At 41.2% G+C, this 22,128-nt stretch carries 22 protein-coding genes; 13 read left to right on the top strand and 9 right to left on the bottom strand.

Going from position 1 to position 22,128, the window contains the following annotated elements; all coding sequences use genetic code 11:
* Nucleotides 1-32: 32 nt before the first annotated feature.
* Entirely contained in the window at nucleotides 33-1,064 is a 1,032-nt protein-coding gene (locus PQO05_RS17735) for an Atu2307/SP_0267 family LLM class monooxygenase (RefSeq protein WP_273628770.1), read from the top strand.
* A 190-nt stretch (nucleotides 1,065-1,254) separates the two neighbouring features.
* Here the strand turns inward: PQO05_RS17735 and PQO05_RS17740 are convergent, their stop codons facing one another.
* Nucleotides 1,255-1,404, bottom strand: coding sequence for a hypothetical protein (locus tag PQO05_RS17740; RefSeq protein ID WP_273628771.1), 150 nt, complete (start codon nucleotides 1,402-1,404; stop codon nucleotides 1,255-1,257).
* A gap of 182 nt (nucleotides 1,405-1,586) precedes the next feature.
* On the opposite strand from PQO05_RS17740, the gene PQO05_RS17745 reads away from it, so the two are divergent.
* Nucleotides 1,587-1,826: a DUF4386 family protein gene (locus tag PQO05_RS17745; RefSeq protein ID WP_273633535.1), complete on the top strand. Its 240-nt coding sequence runs from the start codon at nucleotides 1,587-1,589 to the stop codon at nucleotides 1,824-1,826.
* A gap of 339 nt (nucleotides 1,827-2,165) precedes the next feature.
* Here PQO05_RS17745 and PQO05_RS17750 read toward each other — a convergent pair whose 3' ends face one another.
* On the bottom strand, nucleotides 2,166-3,170 hold the full coding sequence (locus tag PQO05_RS17750) for an LLM class flavin-dependent oxidoreductase (protein WP_273628772.1): 1,005 nt from the start codon (nucleotides 3,168-3,170) through the stop codon (nucleotides 2,166-2,168).
* Nucleotides 3,171-3,375: 205 nt separating this feature from the next.
* Here PQO05_RS17750 and PQO05_RS17755 point away from each other — a divergent pair, with 205 nt between their 5' ends.
* Nucleotides 3,376-3,834 carry a VOC family protein gene (locus PQO05_RS17755; protein ID WP_273628773.1) on the top strand — a complete coding sequence of 153 codons (459 nt, stop codon included), beginning with the start codon at nucleotides 3,376-3,378 and terminating at the stop codon, nucleotides 3,832-3,834.
* A gap of 49 nt (nucleotides 3,835-3,883) precedes the next feature.
* On the opposite strand, the gene PQO05_RS17760 is transcribed toward PQO05_RS17755, so the two are convergent.
* The 4 genes from PQO05_RS17760 to PQO05_RS17775 form a co-directional block, all read right to left on the bottom strand.
* Nucleotides 3,884-4,462 (bottom strand): peroxiredoxin-like family protein, encoded by a 579-nt coding sequence (locus PQO05_RS17760; RefSeq protein WP_273628774.1) that lies wholly within the window; start codon nucleotides 4,460-4,462, stop codon nucleotides 3,884-3,886.
* Nucleotides 4,463-4,531: 69 nt separating this feature from the next.
* Complete coding sequence (locus tag PQO05_RS17765; RefSeq protein WP_273628775.1) at nucleotides 4,532-4,819, bottom strand: hypothetical protein; 288 nt, start codon at nucleotides 4,817-4,819, stop codon at nucleotides 4,532-4,534.
* A 69-nt stretch (nucleotides 4,820-4,888) separates the two neighbouring features.
* On the bottom strand, nucleotides 4,889-5,164 hold the full coding sequence (locus PQO05_RS17770) for a hypothetical protein (RefSeq protein WP_273628776.1): 276 nt from the start codon (nucleotides 5,162-5,164) through the stop codon (nucleotides 4,889-4,891).
* 14 nt (nucleotides 5,165-5,178) lie between these two features.
* Nucleotides 5,179-5,784, bottom strand: coding sequence for a sigma-70 family RNA polymerase sigma factor (locus tag PQO05_RS17775; RefSeq protein ID WP_273628777.1), 606 nt, complete (start codon nucleotides 5,782-5,784; stop codon nucleotides 5,179-5,181).
* A 182-nt stretch (nucleotides 5,785-5,966) separates the two neighbouring features.
* Here PQO05_RS17775 and PQO05_RS17780 point away from each other — a divergent pair, with 182 nt between their 5' ends.
* From PQO05_RS17780 to PQO05_RS17790, 3 genes are read left to right on the top strand one after another with little or no spacing between them, the layout of a single operon-like run.
* Entirely contained in the window at nucleotides 5,967-6,758 is a 792-nt protein-coding gene (locus PQO05_RS17780; RefSeq protein ID WP_273628778.1) for a DUF1223 domain-containing protein, read from the top strand.
* Nucleotides 6,759-6,760: 2 nt separating this feature from the next.
* Nucleotides 6,761-7,504, top strand: a complete 744-nt coding sequence (locus PQO05_RS17785; protein ID WP_273628779.1) for a cytochrome b/b6 domain-containing protein — start codon at nucleotides 6,761-6,763, stop codon at nucleotides 7,502-7,504.
* On the top strand, nucleotides 7,488-8,273 hold the full coding sequence (locus PQO05_RS17790; RefSeq protein ID WP_273628780.1) for a molybdopterin-dependent oxidoreductase: 786 nt from the start codon (nucleotides 7,488-7,490) through the stop codon (nucleotides 8,271-8,273). Before PQO05_RS17785 ends, PQO05_RS17790 begins: the two co-directional genes overlap by 17 nt.
* Nucleotide 8,274: 1 nt before the next feature.
* On the opposite strand, the gene PQO05_RS17795 is transcribed toward PQO05_RS17790, so the two are convergent.
* Nucleotides 8,275-11,670 carry a DEAD/DEAH box helicase gene (locus PQO05_RS17795; RefSeq protein WP_273628781.1) on the bottom strand — a complete coding sequence of 1,132 codons (3,396 nt, stop codon included), beginning with the start codon at nucleotides 11,668-11,670 and terminating at the stop codon, nucleotides 8,275-8,277.
* A gap of 144 nt (nucleotides 11,671-11,814) precedes the next feature.
* Between PQO05_RS17795 and PQO05_RS17800 the strand changes: the two genes are divergently transcribed.
* The 6 genes from PQO05_RS17800 to PQO05_RS17825 all read left to right on the top strand — a co-directional run bounded on the left by PQO05_RS17800 (nucleotide 11,815) and on the right by PQO05_RS17825 (nucleotide 18,506).
* Complete coding sequence (locus tag PQO05_RS17800; RefSeq protein WP_273628782.1) at nucleotides 11,815-12,120, top strand: hypothetical protein; 306 nt, start codon at nucleotides 11,815-11,817, stop codon at nucleotides 12,118-12,120.
* Nucleotides 12,121-12,614: 494 nt separating this feature from the next.
* Nucleotides 12,615-13,988: a CheR family methyltransferase gene (locus PQO05_RS17805; RefSeq protein WP_273628783.1), complete on the top strand. Its 1,374-nt coding sequence runs from the start codon at nucleotides 12,615-12,617 to the stop codon at nucleotides 13,986-13,988.
* On the top strand, nucleotides 13,957-15,540 hold the full coding sequence (locus tag PQO05_RS17810) for a PAS domain-containing sensor histidine kinase (RefSeq protein ID WP_273628784.1): 1,584 nt from the start codon (nucleotides 13,957-13,959) through the stop codon (nucleotides 15,538-15,540). The genes PQO05_RS17805 and PQO05_RS17810 overlap by 32 nt, the downstream gene beginning before the upstream one ends.
* 161 nt (nucleotides 15,541-15,701) lie before the next feature.
* Nucleotides 15,702-16,628 carry a glycosyltransferase family 2 protein gene (locus PQO05_RS17815; protein ID WP_273628785.1) on the top strand — a complete coding sequence of 309 codons (927 nt, stop codon included), beginning with the start codon at nucleotides 15,702-15,704 and terminating at the stop codon, nucleotides 16,626-16,628.
* A 62-nt stretch (nucleotides 16,629-16,690) separates the two neighbouring features.
* Nucleotides 16,691-17,389, top strand: a complete 699-nt coding sequence (locus PQO05_RS17820) for an acyltransferase (protein ID WP_273628786.1) — start codon at nucleotides 16,691-16,693, stop codon at nucleotides 17,387-17,389.
* Complete coding sequence (locus tag PQO05_RS17825) at nucleotides 17,382-18,506, top strand: glycosyltransferase family 4 protein (protein WP_273628787.1); 1,125 nt, start codon at nucleotides 17,382-17,384, stop codon at nucleotides 18,504-18,506. The genes PQO05_RS17820 and PQO05_RS17825 overlap by 8 nt, the downstream gene beginning before the upstream one ends.
* Here the strand turns inward: PQO05_RS17825 and PQO05_RS17830 are convergent, their stop codons facing one another.
* Both PQO05_RS17830 and PQO05_RS17835 read right to left on the bottom strand, forming a co-directional pair.
* Nucleotides 18,507-19,607, bottom strand: coding sequence for a glycosyltransferase (locus PQO05_RS17830; protein WP_273628789.1), 1,101 nt, complete (start codon nucleotides 19,605-19,607; stop codon nucleotides 18,507-18,509).
* Between the two features lie 3 nt (nucleotides 19,608-19,610).
* Entirely contained in the window at nucleotides 19,611-20,564 is a 954-nt protein-coding gene (locus PQO05_RS17835) for an SDR family oxidoreductase (RefSeq protein WP_273628790.1), read from the bottom strand.
* Between the two features lie 386 nt (nucleotides 20,565-20,950).
* On the opposite strand from PQO05_RS17835, the gene PQO05_RS17840 reads away from it, so the two are divergent.
* Nucleotides 20,951-22,051, top strand: a complete 1,101-nt coding sequence (locus tag PQO05_RS17840; protein ID WP_273628791.1) for a glycosyltransferase family 4 protein — start codon at nucleotides 20,951-20,953, stop codon at nucleotides 22,049-22,051.
* The last annotated feature ends 77 nt before the right edge of the window (nucleotides 22,052-22,128 follow it).

A 22,128-nucleotide genomic window follows, 5' to 3' on the forward strand; every position in this document is an offset into this window, starting at 1 on the left:
TTTCTTAAATTTGTATCTAATAAAATTACCTTATGGAATTAGGGATCAGCACATTTGGAGAGGTACACCCTGATGGTGTAGCCGGCAAAGCTGTAAACGCCAACAAGCGTGTACAGGAATTATTAGAAGAAGTTAAACTGGCCGATGAAGTTGGGTTGGATGTTTTTGCCTTTGGCGAACACCACCGCCCCGACTTTGTAGTATCGGCCCCCGAAATATTTATGGCTGCCGCAGCGGCTGTTACCAAAAACATCAAATTATCGAGTTCTGTTACCGTATTAAGTTCGGCCGACCCGGTGCGCACGTTTCAAAACTTTGCCACGGTTGATTTGCTCTCGAACGGCCGTGCCGAAATGATTGCAGGCCGTGGTTCGTTCATCGAATCATTCCCCCTGTTTGGTTATGATTTAAATGATTATGATGAGTTGTTTACCGAGAAACTGGAGATGTTTCTGCAGATCAACAAGCAGGAAGTGATTTCTTGGAAAGGAAAATTCCGTGCACCTATCCAGAACCAGGGCATTTACCCCCGCCCTATCCAGGAATCAATTCCTGTTTGGTTGGGCGTTGGTGGTACGCCGGCATCTGCTGTACGTGCAGGTAAATTAAACCTGCCGCTAATTATTGCCATACTGGGCAGTGCGCCCGAGCAATTTGTGCCTTTTGTTGACTTGTACCGCGAATCGGCCGCCAAGGCCGGCCACGATGTGAGCAAGCTGCAATTGGCCATCAGTTCACAGTTCTATATGGCCGAAAATGCTAAACAAGCAGCAGACGAGTTTTATCCATCTTATGAAGCCCTAATGAACCGGGTCGGGAAAGACAGGGGCTGGTCGCCGATGAGCAGGCCGCAATTTGAATACCTGCGTAGTGATGGCCCATTGGTAGTTGGCGATGCGCAACTGGCTATTGATAAAATTATGAAGCAATATGAGCTATTCGGCAACACCCGCTTTGTGGCGCAACTGGTAACCGGCCATACACCGCACGATAAGATTTTGAAAGCGATTGAATTGTATGGAACAAAGGTAGCGCCGGTGGTGAGAAAAGAAACAGCGAAATAAAAATCCGCACGTCATGCTGAACTTGTTTCAGCACCTCATGGGACTGGCATGTGCGTGATTAGCATGTGGGATCCCGAAACAAGTTAGGGATGACGGGCGGAGATAAGAAAAGGGCATTATGTTGAATCATAATACCCTTTTCTTCTTAGGATTTCTATTACTCTCGTTAATAATGCTTAGGAGGAGTTTATTAACTATGATACGTATTCTTTACAACGTGACCGGTAACAGTAAATGTATTTGTGCCCTCAAAATTACCCGGAAAAAAACCACCTTTAACACTAATAATTTCTACTTCCGGCTTCAGCCATTTCTTTTTTACAGGCTTTTCAATATTCATTTGCTTCAAGGGATGAGATTTGATTTTATATCTGAAAGCATGGGCTAATATAGATGCAATATATTAAACGGTTACTAATACTGCAACACGCTGTTATCAAACCACATGTAACATTTTTTTCAAAATTCTGTCAATCAGGAAACCACGGAAAGCGGGATAATGGGCCAGGTATTTTGGGGATTATGGCTATTCCCTCTCGGCTATCTCGTATTCAAATCTTTTTTTTGCCAAAGGCTTTAGGAATATTGCTAATGATTGGCTGTTTTGGTTACCTGGCAAACTTCGCCGGAAGTTTTTTCTTCTCACATTACAACGAAACCCATATTGAAAATTACATCACCTTACCGGCCAGCTTAGGCGAACTTTGCATTTGCTTATGGCTGCTAATTAAAGGGGTAAAGGATGAACCGGTGTCTACCTAAAAGTACGAAAAGTGGAACATGGGTATCAATCAAAAAACAGACATAGTTAATTGATTAACAAATAATTATATCTATTTTTTGTCGAATTTTATGACATTTAAGTCTGTAACATGGAACAGGTGGAAGATGTGGAACGGTCCACTTTGTTACAACACTAAAATACCCCCTGATCTAACGGCACATCATGCTGTCCCGACTATCGTTGGGATCAGCACCCCACAGGACAGGTATGCCGCATACTTAGCATGTGGGTTCCCGAAACAATCCCGATAGTTATCGGGACGGGATAACGGCTGGAGGCTATCAGTCCTTTGTCTTTTGTCCTTTCTCCAACAATCCTTACTTCAATATCTCCGCAAACAACTCATAAGAATGCAGCCTTGCCGCATGATTGAAGATATGCGAAGTTGCCATTACCTCATCAACCCCTGTCTGATCTAAAAATGATTGCAAATCAGCCTTAATAGTTTCCGGGCTGCCGAAGAAAGAGTAAGCCAGCATTTGCTCGGCTGCTTCCTGTTCAAAGTAGTTCCAAACGCCGTCCATGGTATCAATCGGTGGTGGTAAAAGCTGGCGTTTGCCGGTTACTACACCAATAAAAAATTGCTGCACAGATGTGGCTAAACGGATAGCTTCCTTATCGGTGTCTGCCGCAACCACGTTTACGCATGCAAGCACATAAGGTTCTTTCAGGTATTCTGATGGTACAAAGTTATCGCGGTACAGCTTAATTGCCGTCATAAAATGAGCCGGTGCAAAGTGACTGGCAAAGGCATAAGGTAAACCCATTGCAGCGGCCAAACGTGCACTATCAGGACTTGAGCCTAAGATCCAGATCGGGATATCCAAACCCTCCCCTGGGATAGCACGGACCTTGCTATTTACATTATCAGCAGAAAAGAAATTCTGCAGTTTCTCTACATCCCTCGGGAAATTATGTGCAGCATTAAAGTTTTCGCCACGGATGGCCATAGCGGTTATCTGATCTGTACCCGGCGCTCGGCCCAAACCCAGATCAATACGGCCAGGATACAATGAAGCCAGTGTACCAAACTGCTCGGCCACCACCAAAGGCGAATGGTTAGGCAACATAATACCACCCGAACCTACCCTGATGGTCTTGGTGCCCTGGGCTATGTAGCCTATTAATACCGACGTGGCACTACTAGCCACATTAAACATATTATGGTGCTCGGCAAACCAATAACGGTTGTATCCCCATTGCTCGGCGTGCTGTGCTAAATCTAAACTGTGTTTAAAACTATCTGCTGGTGTTTGCCCTTGTACTACGGTAGCCAAGTCGAGCACCGAATATTTAAGGTCTTTTAGTTGTTTCGTAGCCATTTGTATATTGTTACCACACTATTTGGTCTGTGATAACAATCAAAAGTAAAGTTTAGCTGTTGTATGGTTTGTCAATATCTCACAAATGACTTTGGGTTCACAATCGCAGCTGTTTGTCGCAATCAACCCTTTACAATGTCGGCTTTGCCCCCGGCTTATATCCGTTTGCAATAGTAAGTTTGTATAAACCAGTTAATCAAATATTATGCAACCAACAAATAAGATCACGCCATTTTTTTGGTTTAACGACACGCTTGATGAAGCGCTTGAGTTTTATGCTTCGGTATTTAAAAACTTCGAGATTAAAAGCAGGGACACCAATAATGGCAAAACATTTATTGCCATCATAGTAATTGAAGGCCAGGAACTGATGACCCTGAACTGGGGTTCTGAATTTCAGTTCAACCCAGCAGTATCGTTATTCATCAAATGTAAAACCCAGGAAGAAGTAGATTATTACTGGGACAGCCTGTTAGCCAATGGTGGCCGCGAATCGCAATGTGGATGGCTGCAGGACAAATTCGGCCTCTCATGGCAGGTTGTGCCCGAGATTTTAGGCGAGCTAATGGGCAACCCCGACCGCGAAAAAGCCAACAGGGTTATGCAAGCCATGATGAAGATGGTGAAACTTGATGTTGCCGCCTTGAAAAAGGCCGCCGAATAATATAATAAAGGGGCGGTTCACAACGCCGCCCCTAAGCTAACACCTCTTATTATAACTCGCTAAGTATGGTTGCTACCGACGGCCGTTTGCGGTAATCTTTATCAAACTGTACATACTTAATTTTGCCCGACTTATCGATAATATAAGTTGCCGGCACAGGCAGCACGTGGTCTGTGTTGCCATTGTTTTTATCTAAGTCTACACCGTAAGTCTTGTACTTGGCCACCATCGCTGGGTCCATCACATAGTTTACATCATAAGCCTTCATAATACTATAATCTTTATCCTGCACCATCGAGAACGAGGCGTGCGTTTTTTCGATGGTTTTATTGATGTTCTCACCGGTTTCCGGCGTTACGCCTACTACGTAAGCTCCTTTGCCTGTCAGCATTTGTAAGCTATCCTGTAATTGCTGGATGTGTTTGCTACAGTAAGGGCACCACTGGCCACGGTAAAAGAATAACACTACAGATTGGTGTGTTTTCAACAATGCTTTCAGGTCTACTATTTTACCATTATTATCTTTCGCAGTAAATTCAGGCGCTTTATCTCCGGCTTTAAGGCCGCTTTGTGCCATTACACTGAGTTGCAGTATCAGGCCAAGTATTATGAGTATTAATTTCTTCATATTGATTTTGATTTAAAAAAGAAGAGGGGAATATCCCCCTCTTCTAAACCCAAATAATTAAAGCAAAACTTACATTTTGCCTTTAGTAGTATCCTTTTTCATTTTGCTTTTAGACATCTTGTCTTTCGACATTTTGTCTGAAGACATTTTGCTGCCAGACATTTTATCTGAGGACATTCTGCCTTTTGACATCTTATCCGAAGACATCTTTCCACCAGACATTTTATCTGATTTCTTGGCCATTTTAGAAGTATCGGCTTTTAAAGTAATGTTTGCAGCTTTAACCTGGGTGGTAACAGCGAAACAAGCGATGATAGCAGCGGCAACGATGCCCGATTTAAAATTGTTAGTTTTCATTTGTGTGGTTATTTTAACGTTTGTGTTTCCCGCTTAGTCGCAGGTGATAACCATACCTTACAATCTTTTTTACTTTTTATTCAGTTCTTCTTCAATACGGTTCTGCAATTCGTCCTTAAACTCTTTATCAAGTGTAATTTCACGGTTTTGTGTCGAATGTAAAAGATCGTGCACCATTTTATTGATCACTATACTTTGCTGCTGAAACGTACGGCATACCGAGCAGCCCGCCAAATGGATTTTCAGTTCCAGTTTTTCGCGCAGGGTTAAACTATCGATCTGTTTTTTCTCAATCAAAAAGGTTGCTTTACGGCAATTATAGGCTATCTTTTTAAGCTCACTCATCTCTCAATATGCTTTTAAATCCAGTTTTTCTGCAGGCACGACCTCAGGTTTAATTTTGTACGATGGATAATTACCCAGAAATTTGAATCGCTCACCTTCAATTCGCTGCAAATAGTGGAAGTACTTTCCTCATCTATATGTTTCATGGTGAACACCGACAGCCATAGCGCAGGCAATTTCTGCATGCACTTTTGCAGTATGTTGTTAAATTCCTTGGTCATCAGCGGATCGTATGTTTCTATCCCAAATGGCATGGGCCAGTGCGTGGGGTTCCAATGACCATCTGTGGGGTCAAAAAAATCTTCCTGATCGTGCTCCGCTTCGGTAATATCTGTCCGTTTGGCAAAAGCCGATGATTTTTTACGGTACACATCAATCACCTTATTTTTTAGAATAGCAGTGAGCCAGGTACGTTCAGAACTACGGCCTTCAAACTGTTTTACCTTTTCCAGCGCAGCCAAAAAGGTTTCCTGCACCAGATCGCGGGCTTGCTCTTCATCGTTAATGCGGGTGAGGGCATAGCTGTAAAGGTAATCGGCATGCGCGGCTACCCATTTATGCGGATCGATATTTGGCTGCGCATCTGATAAATTTGATACTGCTTGGTTACTTGCCGGCATAAAATAACGTATGTTTAAATGAAGGTAATGCTTTACCGGTTGATATGTACATAGGGGTATTATTATTCATTATATATACTTAGTCGTAGAGGCTTTGGTTTCCTTACAATCTTTTTTCATTTTTTTTGTAAGGATTTTCTTTTCTCTCCGACTAAGCCATCAAGAATCAAATTCGACACGTCATGAAAATATTGAAAATAGCCATTCTCGTAGTATTCCTGGTATCAGCAGGGATGATCAGCAAAGCAATTACCGGCCATATACATAAAGTACACAGCAACCTCGGCGACAAAGGTTTTGCCGTAGTAGAATTATTTACCTCTGAAGGTTGCTCGAGCTGCCCGCCTGCCGATGAACTGGTATCGCGCATCCAGAAAGAAAGCGCAGGTCAACCCATTTATATTCTCGCTTATCATGTTGATTACTGGAACCGTTTGGGCTGGAAAGATGTATTCAGCAATGCCGAGTATTCGAAGCGGCAGGGGCAATATTCCGAATGGTTAAAATCGGGTTCGGTATACACCCCGCAGATTGTGGTGAATGGCAAAAAAGAATTTATAGGTTCGGAAGAGAACACTTTGCGTAACGCCATTAAAAACAGTCTGCAAAATTCGTCACCAAATACTTTAAACTTTAGCAATATTAAATTGGCTAACAACAACGTTGCGCTTCAATACCACACCCAGGCTACATCTAATAATACTTCGCTGGTTTTAGCTTTAGTTGAAAAAGCCGCCCGAAGCCAGGTTAAAAGTGGAGAAAATAGCGGCCGAACGTTATCGCACGTACAAATTGTTCGCGGGTTGCAAAACATCAACATAAATGGTAAGGCAGATGGCAATAGCAGTATTATTATTCCGCAAGGTTTAAATACAAAAGATCTGGAGTTGATAGGTTTCCTGCAAAATGAGTCAAACGGCGAAATTCTGGCTGCCAGCCGGACTGAATTAAATGCCATCAATCAATTGCCATAAGCATGAAAACCATCAAAATAATTAAGGAAAAACATCCGCTGGTAATGCGGTGGACGCATTGGATCAACTTCCCCATCCTCGGCATTATGATCTGGAGCGGGATGTTGATCTATTGGGCAAATGATGTTTACACCATCAGGTTGTTTGGGCATACCTTCTTCCGCTTTTTCCCTGATTGGTTTTACAATGCCTTGCACATCCCCCACCGCCTTTCAGAAGGGATGGCCTTTCACTTCCTGTTTATGTGGTTCTTTACGCTGAATGGTTTCTTTTATATTCTCTATACCATCATATCCGGCGAGTGGCGTGAGCTGGTGCCGCAACGTAAATCATTTAAAGAAGCTTGGCTGGTGATACTACACGATTTGCACATCCGCAAAATGGCACCGCCACAAAACAAGTATAATGCAGCCCAGCGCATTGCTTATACTGCTATTATTGTAATGGGCTTGGGTTCTGTAATTACCGGACTGGCTATTTATAAACCCGTGCAATTTTACTGGTTATGCTGGCTTTGCGGCGGTTATCATTTAGCCCGGATTATACATTTTGTTTTAACGCTTGGCTATGTATTTTTCTTTATCGTCCACATTGTCCAGGTTATTTTGGCTGGATGGAACAACTTCCGCTCGGTAATTTCTGGCTTTGAGGTTGTAGAAGAGAAACCGAAAATCATTGTAGCCGGTAAAGCGCTCCCTCCAACAAAAATCATTCAACTCCAACCCCGCCATGAACCTAAAAAATAAGAAGGTAAAAAAAGAGCTTACTGTTGATCAGAAGATTAACCGGCGTAACTTTATATCATTCGCTACCTTTTTTGTTGCAGGCAGTACGGCTGTAGGTGGCTGGAAATGGCTCTACAATTCTCCCCTGGAAAAAACAGAAATTACAGGCGGAGCGCATAAACCTTTACGAAGGGCATTGAATAAAACAGAGCTATTTTTCCGAAACTTCTTTAGCAATAACCACGAGGTAAAAACCTATCCTAAATCAATGGCTGTTAAGCAAATAAGGGTAAACAGCGATGTGGGTATTAACGATGAAGGCTTTAAACCAGATTTATGGCAGTTGAATGTAATAACAGGCCTTAACCAGGCGCTCAAAATAAGTATTGACGAAATTAAAGCGTTGCCCAAAACAGAGATCATTTATGATTTTAAATGTGTGGAAGGCTGGGACCAGATCCAGCATTGGGCGGGATTACGTTTTGTAGATTTCGTCGAGCATTTTAAGCTGACCGAGCTTGCCAAAAAACAATATATAGGCATGGAGACCCCTAATGGCGAATACTACATCGGGTTAGACCGTGAAAGCGCCCTGCACCCTCAAACCATCCTGGCTTATGAGATGAACGACCAGCCTATCAGTCTTGAACATGGTGCGCCCCTGCGGTTAATTATCCCGGTAAAATATGGCATCAAAAACCTGAAACGTATAGGCACCATCAGCTTCAGCGACAAACGCCCGCGCGATTACTGGGCCGAGTTGGGATACGATTATTACTCAGGATTATAGTTTAACTAATCAGGTTCAACAAATCATCTTTATTGAGCGATTTAACAAATGAACCATCGGTACGGATCAGATCATTCGCCAGGTCTTTTTTAGATTGCTGTAGTATCATGATCTTTTCTTCGACCGTACCCGGACAAATTAGCCGGATAGCAACAATGTGCTTGGTTTGGCCTATACGGTGACAGCGGTCAATGGCCTGGTTCTCAACAGCCGGGTTCCACCAGGGATCAACGAGGTAAACATAGTCGGCCTCGGTAAGGTTGAGTCCGGTTCCCCCTGCTTTGAGGCTGATGAGGAATACGCGGACATCGGGATTGTTTTGAAACTCATTAACCGCGGCTTCGCGGTTACGGGTTTGGCCGGTTAGGTAAGTATGGCCTATCCCCCTGCCCTGTAGTTCTTTCCTGATCAAATCGAGCATGCCTACGAATTGCGAGAACACCAGTATTTTATGCTGAGGTTCTTTACTCTCGATCTGCTCAATCAAGGTATCAATTTTGGCTGACTGGTTACCCGGCAACTTATCCCCATTTAACAACAATGGTGAATCGCAGATCTGCCGTAATTTGGTTAAACCCTTCAGCACATTAATCGAACTCTTTTTTAGCTGATCGTTATTGGTTGCCGAAATATAATCGCGGAACTCACGTTCATACGCATCATAAATATTCCGCTGCTCGGCTTTCATTTCACAGTGCAATACCATTTCGGTTTTCTCGGGTAGTTCGGTAGCAACCTGTTGCTTGGTGCGGCGCAGAATAAACGGACGAATCTTGTTCTGCAATTCAATAGCCCGCTTGCTGTACTTAAACTGATCAATCGGTATGGCATAAATCTCTTTGAAATACTGCTTGCTCCCCAGCAATCCCGGGCAGGCAAAAGAGAGCTGGCCATATAGATCGAAGGTATTATTCTCGATCGGTGTACCCGTAATGGCAATCTTGTTACGCGATTTCAGCAATCGAACAGATTTATACCGTTGCGATTCCGGGTTCTTGATATTCTGCGACTCATCTAAGAAAACGTAGTTAAACTCATAATCTTTAATGAAATTAATATCTGATAACAGCGTACCGTACGAGGTTAGGATGATCTCGTATTGGTCGAACCCTTTGGTGCTCTTAACCCTATCTGCACCATAAATGGTATGGATGCGGATGGTTGGCGCAAATTTAGCTACCTCCTGCTGCCAGTTAAATATGAGCGAAGTTGGCACCACAAGCAAATTGGTGTTTTGCTTTACCCGCTCGCGCTGCGATAAAATAAAAGCAATGATCTGGATCGATTTGCCCAAGCCCATATCATCGGCTAATACCCCGCCAAAATTAAACTCATCTAAAAAGTTAAGCCAGTTTAATCCCGCTTGCTGGTAGTGACGAAGCGTTGCATTTAACTCTGCAGGTACCTGTACTTCTTTAATGCTATCAAAGCCATTTACTCTTTTACGATAAGTATTGAGCTCCTGCTTTACACCTTCGTCCAGCATTTCCTCATCGTACAACTCCTCAATGGTTGCAAAGTTTACTTTTGGGATTTGAATTGTATCGTCATCAGCAATTTCGCCCGAACTAAAGTAATCGGCAAATTTGTCCAGCCATTCTGCCGGGATAATACCCAGGCTGCCATCATCCAACTGTACATAGCGGCTCTTGTTTTTAACTGCTTTGTGTACATGTTTAAGCAAAGCTTTCTTTTTACCGAAACGTACATCAACCAGGGCATTAAACCAGTTGATGCCGCTCAATATTTTAATAGTGATCTTTACCTTATTGGGGTTAAGCTTGTTACCTTCCAGTTCATTAAAGCCTAGTACGGTAATATCGTGGCGCTGCCAGTCTTCAAACACATTTAAAAACCATTCTTCGTCCAGGAAATATTTTTTGTGGAGGTAGAAATAATGCAGATCGTTATCCAGCTGCTCGGCAAAATAAGGATGCTGCCGGGTAAGCAGGGCTGTAAAATCGGCCTCTTCATAATCTTTGCGTGGCACTACAAACTCTTTCCCTTTTTCATCCACCGCATAAATAAGCCTGCGGGTGCGGGTAGAGATCTCCATTTCACCATAACGCATTACAGGGATAATCATCACATGGTTGCCAAAATCCGACAGGTAGATGATCTTCTCTGTATCCTCGTAAAACCTCTGCTGTTTCAACTGCGCAGGGGTGGCCGGTTTAATGTACTGGTAGTCGACGGTAATTTTATCTTCCAGCTTACTCAGCCAAAGTGATTTAAACTCATTGAATTTACTGGCGTGGATCAGCAGGTTACCCGGTCTCTTTTTTAGTAATTCGATAATGTTTAGCACCTGCAGGTTGTCCACCAGGTAAAGGTTACCCAGAATTGTATCTATAAAATAGGTGTATACCACAGCAAAGTCTTTGGGCCTAAAAACTTTTCCCTCGATATTAATGCCCCCCGACACCTCAAAAAATTGATCTTGTTGGGTAACTGTTAACTTAAGGCCATCATGGGGCAAAACCTGTACTCTTATCCGATCAACAGAAGCCGAAGTTATCTTATCAGACATTGCGGGCCAGTGCCTATAAAATTCATACCCTAATGGGTTTTTAACTATGGCCCTCAAAGCAATTAGGTCGGCCTCTGATTTTTTTGCATTAAGGTGGTTTTGAAACTTACTAATCCCAGTATAAAACTTCATTTGCTGGGTGTCCTCCGTTTTCCAGACAAAATCAAGTGGCGATATTGGGGTTGTAGGGTTCTTAATCTTCCCTTCTTTAGTAGTTTGGGCTTCGTATAATTCTATAAATAGGTACTTATAATATTTATGCTCTTTTAACACTAAAAAAACCTTTTTGCCTTCCTCTGCTGTGGGTAAAATAAAAGGTTCTGCAACTGGTGTGATCAATTCATTTAAAGCATGCAGGCTCTCTCGTGTAACCGGCATTAATGACGATTGCCTTGGTGCAATAACAAGTTTTTTATTGTCGAATTCGATTTTAAAAAAACTATCCAGATCCGGTTCGTGCTGCAGGCCGTAATCAGCTGCAAATTTCTGGAGTTTTTCGCGCCGGTATTTTTCGTCAAAAAATATGCGAAGCTCATCACGCTTAACTATAGCATTCAATACCAAAGCCTGGTGCTCGCATAAGCGGCCCTCTTCTGCATGGCAGGCACAGGAGAGCGATATAAAGCCATCCTGCTGAGAAACGGTTACATGCGGGAAGGCGAAAGTGCTGTATTGTTTGATGAAAACACCATAACCAATCCCCAGTTTAACAGGCATTACATATTGATAAGCTTTGCCATCAGTGTAAATATCGGCGGGTGCATGCTGTGCAATAATAGCTTCAGAAAGGGTTTCAATGGTAACCCCTTCAAATATTACGCTATGGTTTTCGGCCGTATCACCCTGATCACTAATTATCTTAATCACTACACTGCTTGTTTATGGAACAGCTATAAATATCAAAACTAATTTAACATATAGCCAACAAAAAACTTTTTTAAACCACCAATTAAAAATGCTTTAAACCTTCGGCGGGTATTAATTGTCATACCAATAACAACTAATATAACTATGAAAAATACAGCAAAAGCATTAATTATTGCAGGCATGATGTCATTAGCGGCATCAAGCACATTTGCACAGGTAATAGTACGTGTGCGCCCCGAAAGACCACATGAAACCGTAGTAGTGCGCCGCGGACCAGCCCCATCGCCAAGACATGTTTGGGTTGATGAAGACTGGACCGAACGTGATGGCCGCTACGTATGGCATGGTGGTTATTGGGCAGCTCCTCCACGCCCCGGAGTAGCTTACGTACCCGGACACTGGAGAGACACCCGCCACGGCTATGTATGGGTAGCCGGCCACTGGAGATAACAATTAGATAAAAGCACCTTAAGGTGCTTTTATTGTTTATGGGATATTTACAACCTATAGCACTATAGGCAAACTCCCTCAAAATAATATCCGTAATTAGGTTAATATCCTACAATTAAACTAATTATCATTGATTAAACTTTATGATTTACCCAAGGCAAAAAAAGCAAATATTACCTACATAGCACAGAAAACACTCTTTTATTAGTGCTAAACACCCTGATAGTACGACTGTATTATATTAACATTACAGGTATAAAATTCTTACAAATTTAGGTGCTTTAATATTTGCTGCTGTGATAGCAATATATTACTTTTATAAACGCTCCTGTTATATTGCAGTTATAATACCTTTTTTAGTACCATATTTTAGCCCATCCTGTGCCCGGCGAAAATCTTTTACTCGCCACATATTTTAATTAATAAAGCACAATATCTGTTGATTTGTAACAACAGGTTATGCCCATCTTATTAGTTTATTTGACCATAGACCCATGTCAGAAAAGACGAAAAAACAGCAAGAGCGTATTGCGGAGCATTCTACAAACCAGATGCAGACATTTGTAAGGTCTGCTGGTTTAATAAATGCACCCAACTCCAGTGATACCACACCGCCGGAGAAAGAAACGACTAAAATTATTCGGTATATTAAATTCTCAGATTTATCTGGGGATACATTAGATCTGTTAGATTCAGAGCAGCGTAATACGCATGGTATGCAACAAGTTTTATTGTGGCTACTGGCACATTCGGGGCACGATTTTACCGGCTATAAAAAAAGTACAATAGCCAGTCGTATTAATCGCAGGCTTGCATTTCATAAACACCTCAGTTATACAGAATACGTCGCCTATCTGCAACATAACCCTGCCGAAACAGATATTTTATTTAATGAATTACTTATTGGGGTTACCCGATTTTTCAGGGACGCGTATGCTTTCGATTCACTAAAGATAAAGTTGATCAGCCTTTTTAAATCAAAAAAAGATAAAGAGGCTATACGCATTTGGGTTAGCGGTTGCTCAACCGGCCAGGAAGCATATTCTATCGCCATGCTGGTTACAGAATGCCTCGAGAAGCTAAAAATGAACCTAAAAGTGCAAATATTTGCTACCGATTTAAGCGCCGTAGCTATTGAATATGCACGCCACGGTATTTATTACGATAATGCAATTGCCGACCTGAGTGAGCGCCGCATCAGGAAATTTTTTGTAAAACAGGATAATGGCTACCAGGTAATTAAAGAGTTACGTAATATGATTACGTTTTCGCGGCACGATTTAATTAAAGATGCGCCTTTTACCCGCCTCGACCTGCTTTGCTGCCGTAATGTAATGATCTACTTTACGGCCGAGCTTCAAAAGAAAATTGTACCGATAATGCATTACGCGCTTAATAATGGCGGGCTGATATTTACCGGTATGGCCGAAAACATAAGCGGCCTTGCAGAGTTGTTTGTACCTGTTGATGAAAAATGGAAGATATTTGAACGCAGGGACAATGAAGTTAAACCCGATTTAAAACCTGTTACTGAGAGTAAACAGCAAAAAACAAGTACAGAAAAAGCTTCAGCACAGCTTCAGTATAGCCACATCAAATACCTGCAGGAAAAATTTGCCGATACCCAGCAACAATTAATAATGGCCACTAAGCAAATGGATAGTTTGCTTGTCGAAATAAAACTGGTCAATAAAAAACATAATACCAAAACAGCCTTAATACCCAACTACCCCACCCCGCAGGAGCTAGAGCAGTTAAACAGTAACATTAAGAGTTTACTTGATGCTACAACCAAAGATATCCTGCTTTTACATAAACAATTAGAGGATTTAAGGTTTGAAAGAGAAAAAATACTTACAACAGGATAACTCTATACTGAATAAGCTACGTACGGATGCCGAAAAAATATTAAGCAAAGGCATTACCAAAGCCGGTGCTGGTAAAGATGATGCGCAATTACAGGAACTGAAATTAAATATAGCTGACCTGGAACAACATAACCGGCAGTTATATTTTGATAGTAATGCATTACAACAGCAACTGGCAAAGCTTACTAATATTTATGACCTTGCGCCTATTGGCTATTTTATATTAGATAAGGCCGGTATTATTGTAGAAGTAAATACCATTGGAACAGGCCTGCTTGATGGTGGCAAGGCAGAGCTCATCAATCATAAATTAAAAAACTTTATTACCGCAGATTGTGGTGGCGTATACCAGCAATTTTTAAGAAAAATGCTGCATACACGTGCAAGGCAAACCTGCCAGTTAAAAATAGTTTCTAAAACCGGCCGCGAGTTTCATGCACAATTAGAGGGCATTACCATTTATACCGCTGCTAACGCACAACTACATTGCTACATTGCAATTGTTGATACCACAGAACGTATACAGGCCGAACATCATTTAGCCGAAACCAAAGACCGCCTGGAATTGGCAATGGAAGCTGCTGCAGCTGGTACCTGGGAGCTCGACCTCGAAACCATGGCATTTTACCTGCACGAGTTTAACTATCGCCTGTGTGCTGTAAAGGATAGTAACTTTGATGGCCATTACGAGAGTTTCATAAGCCTGGTACATCCAGACGACCAGGTAATGGTTGATCAGAAATTTAGAACGGCGGTAAAAACGGGTAAAGAGGTTGACCTGGTATGCCGCTTTATTAATACGGATCGAAAACTCTGTTACGCGGGTATCCGCGGGCATGTGATGAATGGGCTTGATCACAATAAACGGCTCATTGGTATCCTGATGGATATTACGGAGAAAAAGCTGATGGAAGAAGAGGCCGCCCAGCTTAAAAAAGATCAGCAAAAAAACATTGCAACGGCTGCACTTACCGCCGGCGAAAACGAACGCAAACGCATTAGCGAAGCATTGCATGATAGTGTGAGCCAGTTATTATATGGCATAAAATTACAGCTCGACCAGTTACAGCCTACGGATGCTATCAGCCACATTTATGAATTACTGGATACGGCAGTTAAAGAAACGCGTGATATTTCTTTTGCATTGGCGCCATCCATATTAACCGATTTCGGCTTGCCTACCACCATTACCGAATTAGCACACAGGTTATCAACCCCTCAATTGCAAATCAACACCCAGATTAAAGGATTTACTGAACGATTAGACTTATTTCTCGAATCGTGCATATTCCGTATTATCCAGGAGCTCATTAATAACTGCATGAAACACTCAGGAGCAAGTCTTATAGATCTGTGCATCTGCAAATGCGATACGATAGAAATTGTATTAACAGATAACGGCAAAGGGTTTAACGCCAGGCAGCAGGAAAGCAAACCGACAGGCTCGGGTTTCAGTAGTATAAAGAATCGCTTAGGTTTGTACAACGGCACACTCGATATTCAATCTGCACCAGGCAAAGGCACAACAGTGAAAATCAATTTGTCGATTTGAGTTCAATTTGACAATTAGCTAATTCGGCAATTTGTCAATGGCCTTTATTATCCAATTAATGAATACACAAATTAGCATTACTGTGTTTTAATTGACAAATTGCCGAATTAGCTAATCGACAAATTATAGTAATTTAGCAGGCTTAAACCCATTAATACAAAATGCCCAAAGCTGTTGCTGTAATATTAGTGAACTGGAATACGCCTGCATTTACGGCTAATTGTATCCGGTCATTAATTGAATATTGTGATAACGGGCTTTTTGATATTATAGTGGTTGACAATGGATCGACCGATAACTCCTTACAGATTCTTAGTGCAAAATTCCCCAAATTAACTTATATTGATAATAAAGAGAATTTAGGCTTCGCCGAAGGCAATAACCGCGGGTTACAGCAAAGTATTAATGCAGGTTATGAATACTCGCTGGTAATTAATACAGATACTTTAGTTGATGAAGATATTGTTACTGCTTTAACCACTCACCTCAATAACCATTCTCAGGCAGCAGCAGTACAGCCGGCTATTTTCTGGATGCATAACCGTACCAAACTATGGAACGGTCCATGTGGCTTTAACGCTTTGCTGGGTATTACTTACTCTAAAACCCAGGATAGCATTCAAAAACTTACCTCTTATCAAAAAGTAGAATGGGTAACGGGTTGTTGTATCCTCATCAGAAACAGTGCTCTTAAAAAAGCCGGAATGTTTAATAAGCAGTTCTTTCTGTATTACGAGGATGTGGAGCTCTCGTATCGTTTACGGAGCCACGGGTATGAAGTTCATTATTTGCCCACAAATAAAATGTATCATGAGGCTGGTATTTCGGGTAAATCGAGCACAAAAAATGCCGAGGGTTTTCTGAACCCATTCATCCATTATTACACCAGTAGAAACCACCTCTGGTTTTTGAGAAAATATGGCAAGCCTGTTTTTTATCCTGTTAACTTAATTTACAATACCGGTTATTACCTGGCAGTACTTACCTATTTAAAATTGCGCGGCCGAAACAAAAAGGTATCTCTTTTATTAAAAGGAATAAAGGAAGGGCTGTTTACGCCACGAAGCGTAATTTGGCCTAATAACTAAAGCGAGCTATATTTAACCATGTTTATTTCCCAATCATACTTCCGTTTTCTTTTATTGGCCCCATGATCATTGAGAATATCATCAGAAAATTAAAAGGCAACCCAGATTATAAATGGGACAGCACCTATTCTGTGCGTGATTTGGCTGTGGTGAGTACGATCAGGGCTGTACAGGTTATCAGGGGGTTATGGCTGAGGATCTTCTTCAAAAAAGCATCGGGTTTATTATTTATCGGCAGCCGGGTAAAAGTGCGCCATGCCTACCAGATCACTGCGGGCAAAAACCTGATACTGGAAGATAATGTAAGCGTAAATGCCCTGTCATTCGATGGCATTCAATTTGGCGATCATGTTTCTATCGGTCGTAATTCCACTTTATTCGGTACCGGCATTATCTCTAACAAAGGTAAAGGGATTAAAATAGGCAACCGTACCGGCATTAACACAGGCGCTTACCTTGCCGGACAAGGCGGCATAACCATTGGCGACGATGTAATTACAGGGCCTAACCTGCAAATTTTTTCAGAGAACCATGTGTTTGCCGATCTTAATCAAATTATTAAAGAACAACCGTTAACCCGCATTGGCGTAACCGTTGGCAACAACTGCTGGATTGGCGGCGGGGTAACCATACTGGATGGTGTAACCATTGGCGATGGCTGTGTAATAGCTGCAAGCAGCGTGGTAACTAAATCTGTACCTGCTAACTCTATAGTGGCGGGCGTGCCGGCCAAAGTAATACGTAACCGGGCAGATGGCTAAACTATTAGTAATAGGCGTTGATGTGCGCGACCTGCGGGTTGCCCAAACAGGTACCAAAACATACCTCGAAGAACTTTGTGCACAGTTTAAATTGCTGGAAAGCGATGAGCTTAAATTCCAGTTTTTAGATGTATCCATCCCGGTTTATACCGGTAAACAGAAGTTGTTGAAATGGATTGAGCATTTCCGCTATCAGCTCTGGAAGCAACTGATTTTGCCCGTTAAAGCATGGTCGAAAGGTTGCCAGGTTTTATTTTGTACTGATAATTTTGCGCCTGTTATTCATTTAGGCTATAAAACTATTCCTGTTTTTCACGATGCTTTCTTTTTCGAAAACCCGGAGCATTATGGCAAGCTATGGTTATGGTTATATCATCAAACGGCAATCCCGGCAGGTAAACGTGCAGCATATATTGTGGTGCCTACCGAATATTCTAAAAAGCAGATCAACCGTTATACACAAATCCCTCCGGATCAATTGGTGGTGATACCGGAAGGCCCGAAATCACTGGATAAGATCGGCGCTGATAATTCATCCCAATTATTAGCCCGTTATAACCTATCAAGCGGTAATTACTTGTTACATGTAGGCGCTATGTACAAGCGCAAAAATATCCCGGCGTTGATTCATGCTTTTAAACTGATTAAAACTACTCATCCCGATTTGAAATTAGTTTTGTCCGGCTCGCCCCCATCTAAAAATCTGGGTAATGATTTTGAACTTATTCAAAATGCTATTGCAGAAACCGACCTTCAGTATGATGTGATATTTACCGGATACTTATCAGATACAGAACTGACCGGTATTTATCAGCATGCGTTATTGTACGTATTCCCTTCTATAAACGAAGGTTTTGGTATCCCGATACTCGAAGCCTTTAAATATGATTTGCCCGTATTGGTAGCCAATAACACCTGCCTGCCCGAAGTTGGGGGCGATGCTGTTGTAACTTTCGATCCATTTGATATTGCGAATATGGCAGCCCAAATAAACAAAGTATTAAATGATGCCGAACTTCGCAGTGAAATGATTATCAAGGGCCGCGAACGTTTAAAGCTATTCTCGTGGAAAATAGCGGCAGAGCAATTAGTAGAATTGTTTAGAAAAGCGGTTTGATTATTCTGAGAAGATCCTCACGTGTTCTTCGGCAACTTTATCCCAGTTAAAAACACTTAATGCGCGTGCCTGGGCCTTAACTGCCAGTGCCTGCATTTCTGCATAATGGGTTTCGCAGTAATTGATCTCTTCTGTTAGTGATTCGATATTGCCTTTTTTAAACTTACGGGCAGTATCTTCCACCACATAAATATTCTCTTCAATATCGCTCACAATTAAGGGTACGTTAAGCCCCATTACGGTAAGTACTACGGGAGAAAGACCTTCTACATCTGATGGTTGAATGTAACAGTATGAGTTCTGCATTAACGTATTTACCTCATCACCATAAATATAACCAGGAAATACAATACGCTCATTGCCCATATCAAAGATCTGCTGTTCATAAGGTGATGGGTTGGGCGAGCCGCCTATCAAAACCAGTTTTTTATTGGAGATAGATTTTTTAAATCCGGGGATTAGATAGTGCAGACCCTTATCCGGAATAAAACGCCCTACAAACAGGTAATATTCGCCTTTTTTAAGGTTAAGCCTCTCTAAAACTTCGGTATTACCGTTTCCGGGTTCCACCTCGCTGCCAAAAGGTATAAAACGATATTCTTTCTTAAAGCGGTCTTCAAAAAGCTTTTTGGCAATTACATTATCAAATATAATTTGGTTCGGTACATGGGCAGTAATGTAAGCAGAGAGCTTTAAATACATTTTGCCGTACCAGGGCCATTTATCACGTTTCCAGTCTACCCCATCCTGACTGATGAAAACCTTTTTACCGAAAAGCCGTAATGGCAATGCCCATATACTGTTGCCACCGTTTTGGATATGTACAACATCGGCAGTATTGTTAAAAATAATATCGCAGGTGCATTTAAATGAGTGCAGCAGCGTATCGAAACCAGACTTACGAACGGTTTTAATATTTTTAATTTTTACGCCTTTATAATCATCTATATCAACAAACACGTCGGGGTAGCGTCTGTTATAAGCAACAACACTGTGTCCTAATTTAACTAAACGTGGAAATAGTTCAAGTGCAAATTTATCGGCACCGGCCGCACCTTTTGTAGGCGGGATGGTACGGAAACCAAAAGCAGCAATACGCATAAATCAGACAGCCGGTTTAAGGGTAATTCCGTCTTCTTTAACAGTGTAAATATTTTCGGCCAAATAATCTGAGTAATAATCTGTAATATATTCATTCAGGGCAACTTTCCAGTCGCTCATAATGTTCATTTTTCTTAGTTCGAGCTTCTTGTTAATCAAGCGCTCTGATGATGGTCTTGGTGCAAAATAAGTATCCTTAAAATAATCAGAACTTACTTCATGAATTTTCACTTCATCCTGCAAGCCCAGTATATTGATAATTTCTTCAGCAACTTCGCGTCGGCTGGTTTCGCCTCTGCAAACTAAGTTATATAAGCCCCAGTATTCTTTTTCAATCAATAGCTTTACATTTTTTGCAAAATCTACCGTAAAAGTTGGGGTACCATCTTTATCATTTACAATATGCAAGTCGCGTTTACCACTTACTAATTGTTTGATAATTTTATTAATAAACTTTTTATCTTTTTTAGGGCCGCCACCCATCATCCAACCGGCACGGCAAATAATATATTTCTTTGCGTTTTCGCGTACATAACGCTCGCCCATGTATTTAGATCGTGCGTAATGACCAAGCGGGTTAGGTTCGTCCCAGTCATCATAATAATCTTTCTGGCCATCAAATATCCCGGCAGTGCTTATGTAAAGCATAGGGATGTTAAGCTGGTTAGCTAACAAAACTGCATTTTCGACAGAAGTGGTGTTAGTTAGATAAGTGTCATCAACATTTAGCTCACATTCTTCCAAATCAGTAAGTGCGCCTAAATGAAATAGATAATCAGGTTTAAAGTTTTCTACATCGCGCTTGTATTTTTCGAAATCGCGAAAATCCAAAAAATCAAGCCACTCTTCGTTTACATCTTTATCTGTACATCTAACATCATATTCACTTTTAAAAATTCGGTAAAAGGCTTCACCAAGCATCCCACCGGCCCCGGCGATATAAATTTTTTTCTTCATTATGTATTTTCATGCCATTAGGTTAAAAAACATCTAACAGCGGTAGATATGTTAATTATACTTTAGAACAAAATTCAAAAATAGCTTTTTTAACTTCATAAACAATGATTTCTTACTTAAGCTTTGAATTTTTAGTATTTCGAAAAATACAAAATTCATAACTAAGTATTATTTAAAAGATAAAAACATTATAAAGTTTAAAAAGTTTGGTTTAATACTGGCATCTTTGGCAATACATTATCTTAATGTTAAGCAGCATAAATTATGCCATTAAAATATTAACACTAATCTATTATTCGGCACAGGGGCATTTCAACTTTTAAAATATTAAAATATTTAACTTTGGCCCGTTTCCTTCATTAATTTAAAGGAATACTATTATTAAAATGAAAGTAGCATTTATCACAAGATTAAACTTATATAAAATAGCCGGCGGCGATACCGTACAAATTGAACAAACAGCACGACAGTTAACCAACCTGGGTATTGAAGTTGATATTTTGCGATCGGTAGATGTTATACCATACGAAAACTATGATGTGTTGCACTTTTTTGGGATTCCACGTCCGGGTGATATGCTGCATCATAGCCAATTAGCTAAAATGCCTTTTGTAATATCAACCATACACTGCACCTATGGCGATTATTATAAGTATAACAAGCAGGGTGTTGGTGCCATTTTCGCAAAACTGTCGTCAGACAGTATGGAGTATTTTAAAACCATTGCCCGCTGGCTGGTTGGAAAAGACCATCGCCCAAGCCTCAATTATTTTTTAACCGGGCAGCGAAAAACCATTATCAAGGTACTGGAAACAGCCAATTTTATCCTGCCTAATTCAGAATCAGAGGCAAACCGGTTAAAAGAGCTTTACACGCCCAATGTAAGATCGATTGTGGTTACCAATGGTATCAACCCCGAAAAGTTTCCTTATAACCCTGATGTACCTAAAGATGAAAACCTTATAATTTGTGTAGGCCGTATAGAAAACCGGAAAAACCAGCTCAATTTAATTAAGGCTTTAAATAATACAAAATATAAACTGGTACTGATAGGCGCACCCTCTGCAAACCAAAATGAGTATTACTTAAGGTGTAAAGCGGCAGCTGGGCCTAACGTAACCTTTTTACAGCATATACCGCATCTGGATTTAGTAAGATACTATCAGTTAGCAAAAGTACACGTACTGGCCAGTTGGTTCGAAACAACCGGCTTAAGCTCGTTAGAAGCAGCCATTATGCATTGCAACATTGTAATAACAGAAAAAGGCGATACCCGCGAATATTTTGGAGATGATGCCTTTTATTGCGAACCCGAAAGCCCCGAAAGTATCAGAACTGCGGTTGACCGTGCAGCTGAAGCAACTTTTAACGAAGCCCTTGCCGAAAAGATCATAAATTTGCACACCTGGAGAAAAGCGGCCGAACAAACACTGGAAGCTTATCTACAATTAACAGGAAATGCAGAAAAAACACAGTTTTCCTACTAATTATAAAATTACCTTTGTATAATATATAAGGGTGTGTACGTTATTAACCCGGTTATTTTTTGAAAAACATCTAAACT

The sequence above is a fragment of the Mucilaginibacter jinjuensis genome, from assembly GCF_028596025.1.
In the GTDB taxonomy this organism is placed as follows: domain Bacteria; phylum Bacteroidota; class Bacteroidia; order Sphingobacteriales; family Sphingobacteriaceae; genus Mucilaginibacter; species Mucilaginibacter jinjuensis.